Annotated in this window: 10 protein-coding genes; 6 read left to right on the top strand and 4 right to left on the bottom strand. The window is 69.2% G+C overall.

The annotated features are described in order from the left end of the window. The first annotated feature begins 162 nt into the window (after positions 1 to 162). Positions 163 to 3,381: a response regulator gene (locus tag KDM41_01440; GenBank protein ID MCB1182064.1), complete on the top strand. Its 3,219-nt coding sequence runs from the start codon at positions 163 to 165 to the stop codon at positions 3,379 to 3,381. 11 nt (positions 3,382 to 3,392) lie between these two features. Here KDM41_01440 and KDM41_01435 read toward each other — a convergent pair whose 3' ends face one another. Further along, on the bottom strand, positions 3,393 to 4,745 hold the full coding sequence (locus KDM41_01435) for an MFS transporter (GenBank protein ID MCB1182063.1): 1,353 nt from the start codon (positions 4,743 to 4,745) through the stop codon (positions 3,393 to 3,395). Between the two features lie 267 nt (positions 4,746 to 5,012). On the opposite strand from KDM41_01435, the gene KDM41_01430 reads away from it, so the two are divergent. After that, complete coding sequence (locus KDM41_01430; protein MCB1182062.1) at positions 5,013 to 6,692, top strand: DUF3365 domain-containing protein; 1,680 nt, start codon at positions 5,013 to 5,015, stop codon at positions 6,690 to 6,692. Here KDM41_01430 and KDM41_01425 read toward each other — a convergent pair. Continuing rightward, positions 6,576 to 7,835, bottom strand: coding sequence for an arginine deiminase (locus KDM41_01425; protein ID MCB1182061.1), 1,260 nt, complete (start codon positions 7,833 to 7,835; stop codon positions 6,576 to 6,578). The two genes, KDM41_01430 and KDM41_01425, sit on opposite strands and share 117 nt — an antisense overlap. Before the next feature lie 170 nt (positions 7,836 to 8,005). Here KDM41_01425 and KDM41_01420 point away from each other — a divergent pair, with 170 nt between their 5' ends. The 4 genes from KDM41_01420 to KDM41_01405 all read left to right on the top strand — a co-directional run bounded on the left by KDM41_01420 (position 8,006) and on the right by KDM41_01405 (position 10,961). After that, complete coding sequence (locus KDM41_01420) at positions 8,006 to 8,350, top strand: PilZ domain-containing protein (protein ID MCB1182060.1); 345 nt, start codon at positions 8,006 to 8,008, stop codon at positions 8,348 to 8,350. Positions 8,351 to 8,397: 47 nt separating this feature from the next. Next, positions 8,398 to 9,390 (top strand): chemotaxis protein CheV, encoded by a 993-nt coding sequence (locus tag KDM41_01415; protein MCB1182059.1) that lies wholly within the window; start codon positions 8,398 to 8,400, stop codon positions 9,388 to 9,390. A 165-nt stretch (positions 9,391 to 9,555) separates the two neighbouring features. Then, positions 9,556 to 10,005: an NfeD family protein gene (locus KDM41_01410; GenBank protein MCB1182058.1), complete on the top strand. Its 450-nt coding sequence runs from the start codon at positions 9,556 to 9,558 to the stop codon at positions 10,003 to 10,005. Between the two features lie 41 nt (positions 10,006 to 10,046). After that, entirely contained in the window at positions 10,047 to 10,961 is a 915-nt protein-coding gene (locus tag KDM41_01405) for a paraslipin (GenBank protein MCB1182057.1), read from the top strand. 614 nt (positions 10,962 to 11,575) lie between these two features. On the opposite strand, the gene KDM41_01400 is transcribed toward KDM41_01405, so the two are convergent. Together KDM41_01400 and KDM41_01395 are read right to left on the bottom strand one after the other, a co-directional pair. Next, positions 11,576 to 13,312, bottom strand: a complete 1,737-nt coding sequence (locus tag KDM41_01400; GenBank protein ID MCB1182056.1) for a S41 family peptidase — start codon at positions 13,310 to 13,312, stop codon at positions 11,576 to 11,578. Between the two features lie 54 nt (positions 13,313 to 13,366). Then, positions 13,367 to 14,038: a dTMP kinase gene (locus KDM41_01395; protein ID MCB1182055.1), complete on the bottom strand. Its 672-nt coding sequence runs from the start codon at positions 14,036 to 14,038 to the stop codon at positions 13,367 to 13,369. Positions 14,039 to 14,095: the final 57 nt, after the last annotated feature.

Below are 14,095 nucleotides of genomic sequence, written 5' to 3'. Positions count from 1 at the left end.
TTCGGGACAGGATTAGTGGCGGAAGGCCCTCTTGTCAACCGCGTCGACCTAATGAAATCCGCAGCATTCGCTAAATGCAGGGGTCATCGCGACCGAAAACCGGAGGGAAAGGCCGTCCCGACCGGACGGTCTCCCGGATCGTTCCGCCACGGGGGAGGGTGCGTGGCCCACCGACCGTTTTCGTTTCGTTCGACCATCGAGGGCCGCCTCTGGCTGCTCGTGGTGGCCGGCATGTCCACGGGGCTGCTCCTCGGGGCCGCCTTCCTGTGGCAGGAACGCTCGTTCGCCCACCGCCGGCAGGACCTGTCGGTCCGGATCGCCGATCACCAGCACGCCGAGCAGGTCTTCAGCAACGAGATGAACCTGCAGATGCGGCATCTGACGTCCCTGCTGTCCAACGACCGCGACGACGGCGCCGCCCGCCGCGACATGGCCGAGTACATCCGCCACCGCGAGCGGACCGACGCCTCGCGCGACCGGATGACCGCCGCGGTCGAGGCCGCCGGCCTGCACGAAACCTACGATCGCTTCGCCACCCATGTCGCCGGCTGGCAGTTCCAGTCGATGCGGGCCCTCGACCTGCGCGCCGAACGCCTCGTGCTGCAGAGCCGCACGGCTACCCTGGCGGCCCGCACCACCGAAGCCGCCGGCCGCCTGGTGTCCGACCTCGAGGAGCAGACCGACGCCGCGATGATCGCCGACGCGGGCCGGCGCCGCGACCTGCGCATCCTGGCCGAGGCGGGTGTCGGCGGCGACCGCCTGGGGCAGGCCATCGACCGGGCTCTCACCGGCGACGACGCCCTCCGGGTGATGCAACTGCGGGAGACCCTGCGCACCGCCGAGACCTGCCAGGAGCAGATCCTGCTGCTCCGCCTGACGACCGATGCCGCCGAGGTCCGCGCCCTCGGGGACGACCGCCTCCGCTCCGCCATGAACGTCCTCGCCGGTCAGCTCGCCGACTGGGAGCGGCTCGCCGGGACGAAGGCGGCCGCCCCCCTGCGCGAGCGTCAGGCGCGTCTGGCCGACCTGCTCTTCGGCACCGGCACGGAAGCGGGACGCACCGCGGGTTTCGTCGAACTCTTCGGGCGGGAACAGGAGCTGAAGGCCGAGATCCGCGAACTCATGCTCGGGTTCCGGGAGGACTTCGAGAACATCGCCGCGGCTCTCGCCGATCTCGATGCCGACATGGGCTCCCACAGCACCCGGCTGCGCAACCGGATCGACGAACAGCTGCAGCTGAGGGTCGCCTCGGGCGCCCTGGCCACCCTGGCCGCCCTGGCCCTCTTCCTCTCCCTGGCCCGGATGATCACGCGTTCCATCGGGCAGATCCGGCGCAACGAGATCGCGGTGGCCTCCCGGCTCTCCGATTCCGAGCGGCGCTTCGCCCGGCTCGCCCTGCTGACGGGCGACCTCGTCTGGGAGGCCGACGTCGACCTGAACCTCGTCTTCCTGGCCGGCGATGCCGAAGGCCTGACGGGCCGGGCCGCGGACGCCTGGGCCGGACGCCCCCTGCTCGAGCTCTTCGCCGAGGACGAACGGGAGGCGATCGCCGCCGCTTGCGGCTGCCTCTTCGCCGAACGGGCGTCCATCGTGAACCAGGAGTCCTGGGCCGTGGGACCCGACGACACCGAATACTGCATGCTGCTCAACTGCGAGCCGGTGACCGGCCCCGACGGCGCATGCACCGGCATCCGCGGCTCGAGCAAGAACGTGACCGACATGGTGATGACCCGCGAGACCCTGCGGCAGGCCAAGGAGGATGCCGAAGGCGCCAACCTCGAACTCGAGCGGGTCGCCGCCAAGGCCAACGACATGGCCGTGGCCGCCGAGGCGGCCAATGCGGCCAAGAGCGAGTTCCTGGCCACCATGAGCCACGAGATCCGCACGCCCATGAACGGGGTGCTCGGCATGAACGAGATGCTGCTGGAGACCGACCTCACGCCCGAGCAGGAGGAATACGCCCATCTCGTCCAGTCCTCGGCCGAGTCGCTCCTCGCCCTGATCAACGACATCCTCGATTACTCCAAGATCGAGGCCGGGCACCTGCAGCTCGAGACGGTGGTCTTCGACCCGCGCGACGTCGTCGACGAGGTGCTCGCGCTGCTCGGCGTGCGGGCCGACGAGAAGGGTCTGGCCCTGGCCGGCATCGTCGCCCCCGAGGTCCCCCGCGCCGTGCAGGGCGACCCGACGCGACTGCGGCAGGTGCTGATCAACCTCGCGGGCAATGCCGTCAAGTTCACCGAGCAGGGTTCGGTGACCATCACGGTCTCACGGCCCGCCCCGGCCGCCGAACCGGACCTCCTGGCCTTCGCCGTCGTCGACACCGGCATCGGCATTGCCGCCCCCAAGGCGGCCAACCTGTTCCAGCCCTTCTCCCAGGCCGACAGTTCGACGACCCGCAAGTACGGCGGCACGGGCCTCGGTCTGAGCATCTCGCAGCGCCTCGCGGAGCTCATGGGCCCGGGCATCGCGCTGGAATCGGAAGTGGGGCGCGGCTCGACGTTCCGCTTCACGGCCCACCTGCCGGCCGTGGCCGACGCCGACGTCCCGGCCATCGCCCCGCTTCCCGCCGGCGATCGCCCCCTGATCGATCTGCCGCCCGGGGCCCTGGCCGACGCCGTCGCCGCCGGACTGCGCTCCCTGGGCGCCGACCCGATCTGCCGCCGGATCTCGCGCCGCGAGCCGCCGCCGCCGGAACTCGCGAGCGGCGACGGCCCCCTGACCGTGGTGACCCGCAGCGTGGCCGGTGCCCGCCGCATCGCCCACCTGCGCGACACGCTCCCCGAGCGCCGCCTGAACGTCGTCCTGATCGTCCGACCCGGCCATGCGCAGGACGGCCCTCCGGCCGTCGACGGCGTGCGGGTCGTCCTGGTCACCGAACCCGTCCGGTTCGAGAATCTCGGCCGCGGGCTCGAGCGGTTGCGGGAGGAAGCGCCCGCCGACGCGTCCCCGCGGACGGTCCCGGAACCGCCCACCGGCCCGTTCGCCGGCCTGCGGGTGCTGCTCGTCGACGACAATCTGGTCAACCTGAAGGTGGCCCGGGGGATCCTGAAGCGGCTGGGCGTGGTTCCGGACACCGCCAACAACGGCGCCGAGGCCGTGGCGAAGTGGGAAACCACCCCCTACGACCTGATCCTGATGGACTGCATGATGCCGGAGATGGACGGCTTCGAGGCGACCCACCTGATCCGCAAGGCCGAGGGCACGGACCGGCACACGCCCATCGTGGCCATGACGGCCAACGCCATGGCGGGCGACCGCGAGCGCTGCCTCATCGCCGGCATGGACGAATACGTCTCCAAGCCGATCAAGGCCAAGGACCTGCGTGCGGCCGTGGAGAAGGCGCTCGCCGCACAGCCGCCGCACACCGTCACCAGCTGAGCACCCGCCCCTCAGCGCCCGCGCCCGGACGGCTCTCCCGCCAGTTTCCGCTGCTGCGCCCGGCCCAGCGCCAGGCAGAGCACGCCCCACACCCCGGCCAGCGGCACCGTGGCCCAGGCCAGACCGGCGATGGTCAGCCCCGCCGCCTTCAGCCCGCCCTCGAGGCCGGCCCCGGCCACGTCGCCACCGCGGTAGAGGAACACGTCGATCAACGGTTTCGCCTTGTACTTGGTCTCGGCCGGCACGACGCTGAAGAGCGTCTCCCGGGCGGGGCGCGACACGGCGTAGCGGGAGGCCCGGTGCAGGGCGGCGAAGATCATCATCACCCCGTACAGGGGCCAGACGGCGAGCACGGCGAAGCCGAGCACCGTGACCAGGGGCATGACCAGGAGCGTCCCGCCCACGCCCAGGCGCTGGATCAGGCGCGTGGTCACGAAGATCTGGGTCAGCAGGGTCGCCAGCTGGGCGAGCATGTCGAACTGGGCGAAGCTGCCCACACGCTGGCTGAAGGTGTCGGTGCTCTCGAGGATGATGCTGGCCTGGGTGAAGTAGATCAGGGTATTGGAGACCGCCATCAGCATGATGTAGAGGGCGATCCCCAGCAGGTAGGGCGACCGGACGAGGGTCGTCAGGCCGGTCCAGAACTGGCCCCCGACGGGCGCCGCGCTCCCGCCGCCGGACACGTCCGCCCCCAGGCGCGAGTGGCGCGACGCCACCGCCTGCCGGTCCAGGTCCAGCATGAGCGCGATGGACCCAGCGAAGAGGGCCGCACCCACGAGCATCAACCCCGCCGGCAGGTGCACCGAGTCGGTCAGCCCGCTGACCGTCGTCGTGGCCCAACCGCCGACGAGCGCCCCGAGGGTGCCCCCGATGCCGATGAAGGCGAACATCCGCTTGCCCTGGTCGGCATCGAAGACGTCGACCATGAACGACCAGAACAGGCTGTTCACGAAGAGGCTGATGACACTCAGCCACACGTAGTAGGTGTACCCGACCGCACGCGCGGTCCCGGTCTCGGCGTCCGAGCCGATCAGCCCGCCGCCGGCGAACGCGTCGACGGTCAGCAGCCCGGCGAAGACCAGCAGGCACACGACCACGAACCCGTAGCCGACGGGAATGAATCGGCGCCGATCGGTGCGGCTGACCACCCCGCCGAAGACGAGCACGATGACCAGCGAGACCGCCGAGGTCGTGATGAACAACCAGCGCAGGTCGCCCATGCCCCGCGAGACGCCCATGGCCTCGCGCACGGGCCGCAGGAAGAAGTAGCCGCAGAGGACGGTGAAGTAGAAGGCCGCCGACCGCAGGGCCAACGGCATCTCACCGGACTTGAAGTTCAGGAGTCGGGCGACGGCGTGGGACACGGGACCCTCCCGGACGGTGCTTTCGGCACCGCCGGGGGCGCCGCGAACCGGAAATGAGCTGCGGGTGCGGGCGCCGGCTGGTCGGGAGCGCCTCCGGATGGCCGGAAAACGCGCGTTCCCGGTCGTCCCCAATGTACCACGGCCCGCCCCCCGCAACAACGCAGGGCCCTGATCCACCGAATTCGATAAAGATTTCGCTCAACTCCCCGATACAGGATCCACTCGGAATTCTCTCGCCCAGGGCCCCTTCCGTCCCGGAGAGGAATCATGAGAATCGATCTGCGCATGAAAATCGTCATCGTCGGTGTCGTCGGGTTCGTGATCCTGGCGACCGTGCTGAACGTCGTCTCCTACCGCGATGCGCGGGAACAGGCGTTCGGCCTCTACGTCGACAAGGCGCAGAGCGTGGTGCTGGCCGCCGAGTCCGCCCGCGAGAACATGGCCGCCAAGTGGGACCTGGGCCTCTTCTCGAAAGAGATGCTCCAGGAGTGGGCCGCCAACGGCGAGATGGAGCGGGTCATCGCGGCGGTGCCCGTGGTGTCGGCCTGGGAGACGACCATGGCCAAGTCCGCCGAGGGAGGGTACACCTTCCGCGTCCCCAAGTTCGAACCCCGCAACCCCGAGAACATGCCCGACGAACTCGAAGCCGAGGTGCTCCGCCGCTTCGAGACCGAGAATCTGGCCAGCTACGTCCACTTCGACGAGGAAGCCAACCGGATCCGCTACTTCAAACCCATCCACCTGACCGCCGAGTGCCTGCTGTGCCACGGCGATCCGGCCGACAGCCGCGAGCTCTGGGGCAACGACAAGGGTCTCGACCCCACCGGCGCGCGCATGGAGAACTGGCGGGTCGGCGAAGTGCACGGGGCGTTCGAGGTCCTGCAGAGCATGGACGCGGTCGACGCCATGCTCCGGGCCAGCCTCTTCAAGCAGATCGGCGCCACCCTCGTGCTCCTGCTCGTGGGCTCGGGCGTGTTCTACTTCGTCGTGACCCGCTCGGTCGTCGATCCGGTGCGCCGCGTCATCACCAACCTGCGCGCCAACTCCGGCGAGGTGTCGTCGGCCAGCGAGCACGTGGCCCAGTCGAGCACCCGGATGGCCGAGGGGGCCATCGACCAGGCCGAGAGCCTCCAGGAGATCGCCCGCACCCTCGGCGATGTGGCCGAGGAGACCGCCCGCAACGCCACCCGCACCAACGAGGTGCGCACGCGGTCGCAGGAGGCCGCCGACGCCGCCGCCCACGGCCGCCAGGTCATGGGCCGCATGGGCGAGGCCATCGACCGCATCAAGAACTCGGCCGACCAGACGGCCACCATCATCAAGACCATCGACGAGATCGCGTTCCAGACGAACCTGCTCGCCCTGAACGCGGCCGTGGAGGCCGCGCGCGCCGGCGAGGCGGGCAAGGGTTTCGCCGTGGTGGCCGAGGAGGTGCGCAACCTCGCACAGCGCAGCGCCGAGGCCGCCGCCGACACGAACCGGTTGCTGGAGGAATCGGCCCAGAGCGCGAACCAGGGCGTCACCGTTTCGGAGGAGGTATCGGGGATCCTGACCGAGATCGCCGCGAAGGTGACGGCGGTGGGCGACCTGGCCCACCAGGTCGACGAGAGCAACAGCGCCCAGGCCCGCCAGGTCCGGGACGTGAACGGCTCGGTGACGACGGTCGACGCGGTGACCCAGGCCAACGCCGCCAGCGCCGAGGAGTCGGCCGCGGCCAGCGAGGAGCTCTCGGCCCAGGCGGCCGTGCTGCAGGATCTCGTGAAGCAGCTCCAGGGCGTCGTCGACGGCCAGGCCGCCGGCGCCCCGCGCGCCGGACGCCGCGGCGGCGGCTCAGGCCACGGGTTCCCGGGCGACCGGCATGGTCATGCAGCGGCACCCGCCGCCGCCCCGCGCCAGTTCGGAGCCGTCGATCGTGACGACGCAGCGGCCGATCTGCTCGAGATCTGACCGCCCCTCGATGACGTCGGCGGCGGGCACGACCGCGAATCCGGCCGCCGCCAGCTCGTCGACCGTGTGGGTGTTGCGCCCGTAGCCGATGACCTGCCCGGGCGCCAGCGCGAAGAAGTTGGCGCCGCTGTGCCACTGCTCGCGTTCCTGCACCCAGCGGTCGGTCCGCCCCCCGCAGAACAGCGGCTCGACCGCGATCCCCAGCCGCGCCAGCGCCGTCAGCAGGGTGTCCTCCTCGCGGATGCTCACCACGCGCCCGGCCTCGATGTGGATGTGGACGGTGTCGAAGTGGTGCGTCTGCATGATCACCGGTTCGAAGACCATGCAGGTGTCCACGTCGAGGAAGGTGAAGACCATGTCCAGGTGGATGAACGACTCGGGCGACTCCGGCAGCTCCTGCACCAGGATGTGCATGCGCCGGCCCAGGCCCTTGATCCGCTCGATCAGGAAGTCGATGGCCTGACGGGTCGTGCGGGCGCCGAAGCCGATGACCAGCACCTCCGGCCCGGCGACGAGGATGTCGCCCCCCTCGATGGTCACCGAAGGATCGGCGCCACCGAGACGGGCCGGATTCACCGTGCGGGCGTCGAAGAGCGGATGGAAGTCGAAGATCGCCTCCATGATCCGCGTCTCGCGTCCCCGCACCCGGTTCGCCATGCGGCTGATCAGCACCCGATCGCCCACGGCGACCGCCGAGTCCCGCGTGAAGAAGAAGTTGTGCAGGGGCGGCAGGCTGTAGCGGTCCTGGGAGAGGAAGCGCGACAGGTTGTCCTTGCGCAGCGCCACGCCCTCGATCAGCAGCCGGGCCAGTTCGGCCGACGGGACCTCCAGCAGGTCGACGGCCACGTCGGGCACCCCCTCCGCCTCGCAGATGCGCCGCACCAGCCCGCGCCGGACGCGGTCGTTGTCGAGGATCTCGCCCAGCAGCTCGCCGACCCGGAGGATCCGGGCCCGCTTCTCCAGCACGCCGAGCATCTGGGCGTACTCCGCCCGGGCCACCGTCAGGTTCAGGATATCGCTGTAGAGGGCCCGTTCGGCGGTTTCCGGGGTCATGTTGGCCACTTCCGGCCCAGGCTCGTGCACGATCACGCCGCGCAGGCGCCCCACCTCGGAATCCACCCTGATGTCGAAACGGTCGCTCATGAAGCCTCCTCGCGGCCACGTCAATCCCATGATTTCCGCAAGGATAGCGTGGCGGACGCGCCCCGGCAACCGGCGGGGTCCGCGGCGCCGCCGCGGGCGTCGTCCGGGCTCAAGTTCCCGCGCCGGAAGCCGATGATCCTAGAGGAACCTCAGAGCCCGAAAGGACGGCAATGGAAGACTATCGCCATCGGCCCCGCAAGAACACCCCCCACGTGGTCAAGGCCTACGATGCCTCCCGGGGCGGGTACGTGGGCCGCATCGTGGACATCACCGCCGACGGCCTGATGATGGTGGCGAAGAAGCCGCCCCGGATCGGGAAGGTCTACAAGCTGCGCATCATCCTGCCGGTCATGGCCCGCAACAAGACCGACGTCGTCGTCGAGGCCAAGGTCGTCTGGTGCGAGCCCGACGCCAACCCCTCGTTCTACAAGGTCGGCGCCCAGTTCCTCAACATGCCGGGCGAGGACGGCTACCTGCTCGAGGACGTCATGCACAAACTGAATCTCGTCGGCTGACCAGGCCCGGCGGGAACGCACACACGAACGGCCAGGAAGGGAAGACCATGGCGAAAGAAGGCATCCTGCTCGAGTCGGGCACCAACGAGGTCGAGATCCTCGAGTTCGTCCTGAACAGCCAGAGTTTCGGGGTGAACGTGCTGAAGATCCAGGCGATCGAGCAGTACGATCCCTCGCGCGTCACGCAGATCCAGCTCTCCCATCCCTCCATCGTGGGCACGCTGCTCTTCCGCGACAGCTGCATCACCCTGGTCGATCTGCGGGCGGAGATGGACACGCCCGTCTCGATCGAGGAGGCCGGTGGCACCGCCGCCGCCGTCATCGGCGCCGAAAGCGCCGACAGCGACAACCGGCTCGTGCTGGTCATGGAGTTCAACAACCGCAAGACCGCATTCCTGGTCGACGGTGTCAACCGCATCCACCGGGTGAGCTGGGAGTCCATCAGCCCGCTCAGCGCCTTCCTCAACACCCCGGACAGCAAGTTCACGGGCTCGCTGGAGATCGAGGACCGCGAGATCCTCATCGTCGACCTCGAGAAGATCGTGGCCGAGATCCTGCCCGGCGACCAGCTCCGCAACGCCGTGGCCGCCGACGCCGACCACCCCCTGTTCGCCGGCCGGGCGGCCAAGACCGTCTTCTTCGCCGAGGACTCGGCGGTGGTGCGCGAGACCGTCGAGACCGAACTGGGCCGCGGCAACTACGGGAACATCCGCGCCTTCGCCAACGGCAAGGAATGCTTCGACGCCATCAGCGCCCTGCGGACGGAGTCCGGCGGCGCCTCCCTCGCGGGACGGATCGACGTGCTCATCACCGACATCGAGATGCCGGCCATGGACGGGCTGGCCCTGTGCCGGGCCCTCAAGTCGGACCCCGCCACCCGCGAGATCCCGGTCATCATCTTCAGCTCGCTGATCAACGAGCAGATCGCGCGCAAGTGCGAGGAGGTGGGCGCCGACGCCTACATCACCAAGCCCCAGTTCAAGGAGCTGGTGAACCTCCTGGACGCCCACACCGCCGCCCCGGAGCCGGCCCTGGCCTGAGCCCCGGCGCATCGGTCCTTCCCGGCCCCCGTCGCCTCGCGGCGGGGGCCTTGCCGTGCCCCCGATCGGCTCTGGTGCCCCACCCGGTTTTCTGGTTGAATAACCCCGTTCACCGAAGTGTAGATCGAGCGAGATCCCGTTCATCACCCCGCTAAGGAGGGCCCGATGTCCTTCTCACCCGAATTGATCTGGTTCGTCGCCGGACTCGCGCTGATCCTCAGCGAGTTCATGCTGCCGGGGATCATCCTCGTCTTCTTCGGCGCCGGCGCCTGGCTCACGGCCCTCACGTCGTGGCTGGGCCTGACGCCCGGTTGGACGAGCCAGATGCTCACCTTCGCCGTGAGCTCGGTGGTCCTGCTCGTCATCCTGCGGCGGCGCTTCCGGACCCGCTTCTTCGGCTACGTGGGCGCCGACCAGGACCCCGCCGCCAATCTCGACGACCTGGCCGGGCACGAGGTCGTCGTGCGCGGCGCCATCCCCGCCGGCGGCAGCGGCGAGGTCGAATACAAGGGCGCCAACTGGAAGGCCCGCAGCGCCGACGCCCTGGTCGACGGCCAGACCGCCGTCATCGTCCGCACCGACGGGATCACCCTGATGGTCCGGCCGCAGGACTGAGTTCTCGTCAATCGCCACCTGACGCCCAACGGAGGAACGCCATGCAAATCGGGACCATCTTCGGAGCCGGCATCGCCCTGCTGGTCATCATCACCCTGATCAACACGGCCCGCATCGTGCCCCAGAAGAGCGCCTACATCGTCGAGCGCCTGGGCAAGTACTCGCGGACGCTCAACGCCGGCTTCCACATCCTGACCCCGTTCCTCGACCGGGTCGCCTACAAGCACAGCCTGAAGGAAGTCGCGGTCGACGTGCCGCCCCAGATCTGCATCACGCGCGACAACATCGCCGTCGAGGTGGACGGCGTGCTGTACCTGCAGGTCGTCGACGCGGTGAAGGCCAGCTACGGCATCGAGAACTTCCTCTTCGCCTCGACGCAGCTGTCGCAGACCACCATGCGCTCGGAGATCGGCAAGCTCGAGCTCGACCGGACCTTCGAGGAGCGCGAGGCCATCAACCACGCCATCATCGCCGCCGTGGACAAGGCGTCCGATCCGTGGGGCGTGAAGATCACCCGCTACGAGATCAAGAACATCCACCCGCCGCAGACCGTGCGCGACGCCCTCGAGAAGCAGATGCGCGCCGAGCGCGAGAAGCGCGCCACCATCTTCGAGTCCGAGGGCGTGCGCCAGGCCAAGATCAACGTGGCCGAGGGCACCAAGCAGGAGGCCATCGCCTACTCCGAGGGCGAGAAGATGAAGCGCATCAACGAGGCCGAGGGCCGGGCGCGCGAGATCGAACTCGTGGCCATCGCCACGGCCGAGGGCATCCGCAAGATCGCCGAGGCCATCGAGCAGCCCGGCGGCAAGGAGGCGGTGAACCTGCGCGTGGCCGAGCAGTACCTCGGCGAGTTCGGCAAGCTGGCCAAGGAAGGGAACACGCTGATCATCCCCTCCGACCTGTCCGATGTGGGGGGGATGGTGGCGGCGGCTTCCTCCCTCATCAAGAGGACGTAGGAGGGTCGGCTGGGGCGGTGGGCTCCGGCGGGGCTTCGCACCTGAGGACGGGAAAGGGTCCGCGAACATGCGGACCCTTTCCCGTCCTCGGTGAAGGCGCCCCGCCGGAGCCCACCGCCCCAGCCGACGCTCTCGAGGGGGTTGAGAGGGCTGGTGCCTTGAGGAGCGACGGCGGTCGCAGGGGAACTCCGCTGGGAGGGCACGGGGGGAGGCGGAGAGGACGGAGGCGTGGTGCTCGACGGCGGGTGAGGCCGTTGTTCGGTGCCCGGATGCGGCAAGGTGATGGCGGACCCGCCGTGCTCTCGCAGGCGGCGTCCCTGGGCGGTCACCGGCGCCACCACGGCCGCGTCGACCACGACAAGGAACGCGATCCCCCACCCCCTCCACCACATCCCCGCGAGGCCGCCGCATTCCCTCTTCGCCCCCGATGTCCCCACGGGCGCCGAGCAAAGCGCAGCGAGCGAGGCCCACGTCGACCGGGTCGTGGGGTGCGCCGGCGGTTGGGGCCGGGCGGGCGCCTTCACCGACGAACGCAGAGGCCCGCACGTTCGCGGGCCTCTGCGTTCGTCAGGTGCGAAGCCCGCCCGGTCCCAACCGCCGGCGGACCCCGGCCGCTAGTTCTTGACGGGCTCGCTCGGAGCCGCCTCCTCGGCGGCGATCCGCGCCAGCTCGGCCTCGTTCCACTGCTGCGCCACCGCCAGCAGCTCGGGCAGCGTGGCGGCCTTGCGGAACAGTTCGAGCGCCTCGTGCAGCTGGGTGTCGGCCTCGATGGCGACCTTGTAGGCGGCGGTCGGACCGTGCTCCCGCCGGGCCACCTCGCGCCGGATGCCGCGGCGGATGAAGTCGGCGTTGGCGTCGACCAGCGAGTCGCTGTAGGCCAGTTCGAACACGCCGAGGTACTCCTCGATGTTCTCGCGGCCCTTGAGGAAGTCCTTGAACTGGCGGTAGTCCTCGTCGTCGACCTGGAAGTCCTCGGGCAGGTCCGGATGGCCGGCCACGTAGTCCACGGCGAAGCTGAACAGGGCCCCGTCACGCTCGACGGCCACCTCGAAGTCGCTGAGGAAGTCCTGCTCGATCTCGATGTCGGGCTTGATGCCGCCGCCGCCGTACACGACCCGGCCGCTGTCGGTGTAGAACTTCTCGTGGCCGAAGCGGCTCTCCTTCTCGGCCGGATCCTCCTCGAGCTCGTCGTGGGGGCCGACGCCCTCGTTGACCATGGTCTCGAGTTCCTTGTAGGTGAGACGCGGCCGCTCCTTGTGGATGCTGCGGCCACTCGGCGTGTAGTAGCGTGCCGTGGTCAGCTTCAGGGCCTCGTCCTCGTCGAGGCGGAACACGGTCTGCACCGATCCCTTGCCGAAGCTGGTCTGGCCCACGACCAGGCCCGCATCGTGGTCCTGGATCGCGGCCGAGACGATCTCGCTGGCCGAGGCCGACGAGCCGTTGATCATGACGATGGTCGGCACGTCGTCGTACACCTTGCCGCGCGTCTCGCTGTAGAAGCTGTGGTTCTGGCTGCGCAGCCGGCCCTTGGTGAAGACGATCAGTTCGTCCTTCTCGAGGAAGAGCTCGCTGACGCCCTGGGCCGCGTCGAGCAGCCCGCCGGGGTTGAAACGCAGGTCGAGGATGAGGCCCTTCATGCCGGCCGCCGTGAGCTCCTCGAGCTTGTCCCGCACCTCGTCCTTGGTGGTGCGCGCGAAGTTGGCGATCCGGATGTAGCCGATGTCGTCGATCATGAACGCGTAGGGCACGCTCTCGATCTTGATGATGTCGCGGGTGATGGTGAAGGGCAGCGGCTTCTCGGTGCCGGGGCGCTGGATGGTGATGTTCACCTGGGAGCCGGGTTCGCCGCGCAGGAGCTTCACGGCCTGGTTGCTCGTGAAATCCCGGCAGCTCTCGCCCTCGATCTCGACGATCTGGTCGCCGCCCTGGATGCCCATGTAGTAGGCCGGGGTCCCCTCGATGGGCGAGACGACCGTCGGGAAGTGGTCGCGGATGTTGATGGTGATGCCGAGGCCGCCGAACTCGCCCTCGGTGCTCATCACGAGGTCCTCGTAGTGCTTCGGGGACAGGTAGTTGGAATGCTGGTCGAGTTCCATCAGCATCCCGTCGACGGCCGCCTGCATGATCTCGTGCGGGTCCTTCTCGTCGACGTAGTTGTTCATGATCCGCTCGTAGACCTCGGTCATGATCTTCAGGTTGTCGTAGAACTCCTTGCGGCGATTTGCCGTCTCGGCGGCAGAAACGTCCACCGCGGCGAGGAACAGGGCACCGAGCACCGTCAGCAGCAAAAAGCGCCGGAACCGGTCGGAATTGTTGGGCCGCATGGACTTCGGGGTGCGGAGATTCTTCATGTCCCGTCCTTCTGTGCTGGTGCGGAAGCGGCGCCGGTCGGGCGGCATCGCGGGTCAGAGGTACTTCAGCAAGCCGTGTTCCAGTCGCTTCAGATGCGTCAGCGCGGCGTCGAGCATGGCCGCGGGGGAAGCTGCCGCATCGATCACTTTAAAACGCATTTCCCCGGATTCCGCCATGGCCCGGTAGCCCTCGTGGACCCGCTCATGGAAATCGAGACTCTCCCGGTCGAGCCGGTCCGACTTGTCGCGACCGGCCAGGCGGGCCTGCCCCTCGGCCGGCGGCAGCAGGCAGAGGAACGTCAGGTCGGGGGCGAGATCGCCGAGGGCGACGTCGTTCAGCCGCCGCACCAGATCCTCGCCCAGGCCCCGCCCGAAGCCCTGGTAGGCCACCGAGGCGTCGGCGAAGCGGTCGCAGAGGATGATCATCCCCGCGGCCAGGGCCGGAACGATCTTCTCGCGGATGAGCTGGGCGCGGCTGGCCACCATGAGCAGCAGCTCCGTCTCGCTGCACATCCCCTCAGACGCCGGATCCAGGAGAATGTTCCGGATTCGTTCGCCCACCTCGGTGCCGCCGGGCTCGCGGATCACCAGGGGCTGCTCGCCGCGCGCGGCCATGCGCTCGGCGATGCCCCGGATCAGGGTCGTCTTGCCGCTGCCCTCCGGTCCCTCGAAGGTGATGAGCAGGCCCCGGTGCCCGGCCGGATCGGTCGGATCGGGTCCGAGCAGGCTCACGACGGGCGCTCCCCGTCGGCGTTGTCGGAGGCGTCGGGTCCGGCCGCGGCG

The sequence above is a fragment of the bacterium genome, assembly GCA_020440705.1.
Classification (GTDB): domain Bacteria; phylum Krumholzibacteriota; class Krumholzibacteriia; order LZORAL124-64-63; family LZORAL124-64-63; genus JAGRNP01.
This window is presented reverse-complemented; position numbering and strand designations above follow the sequence as displayed.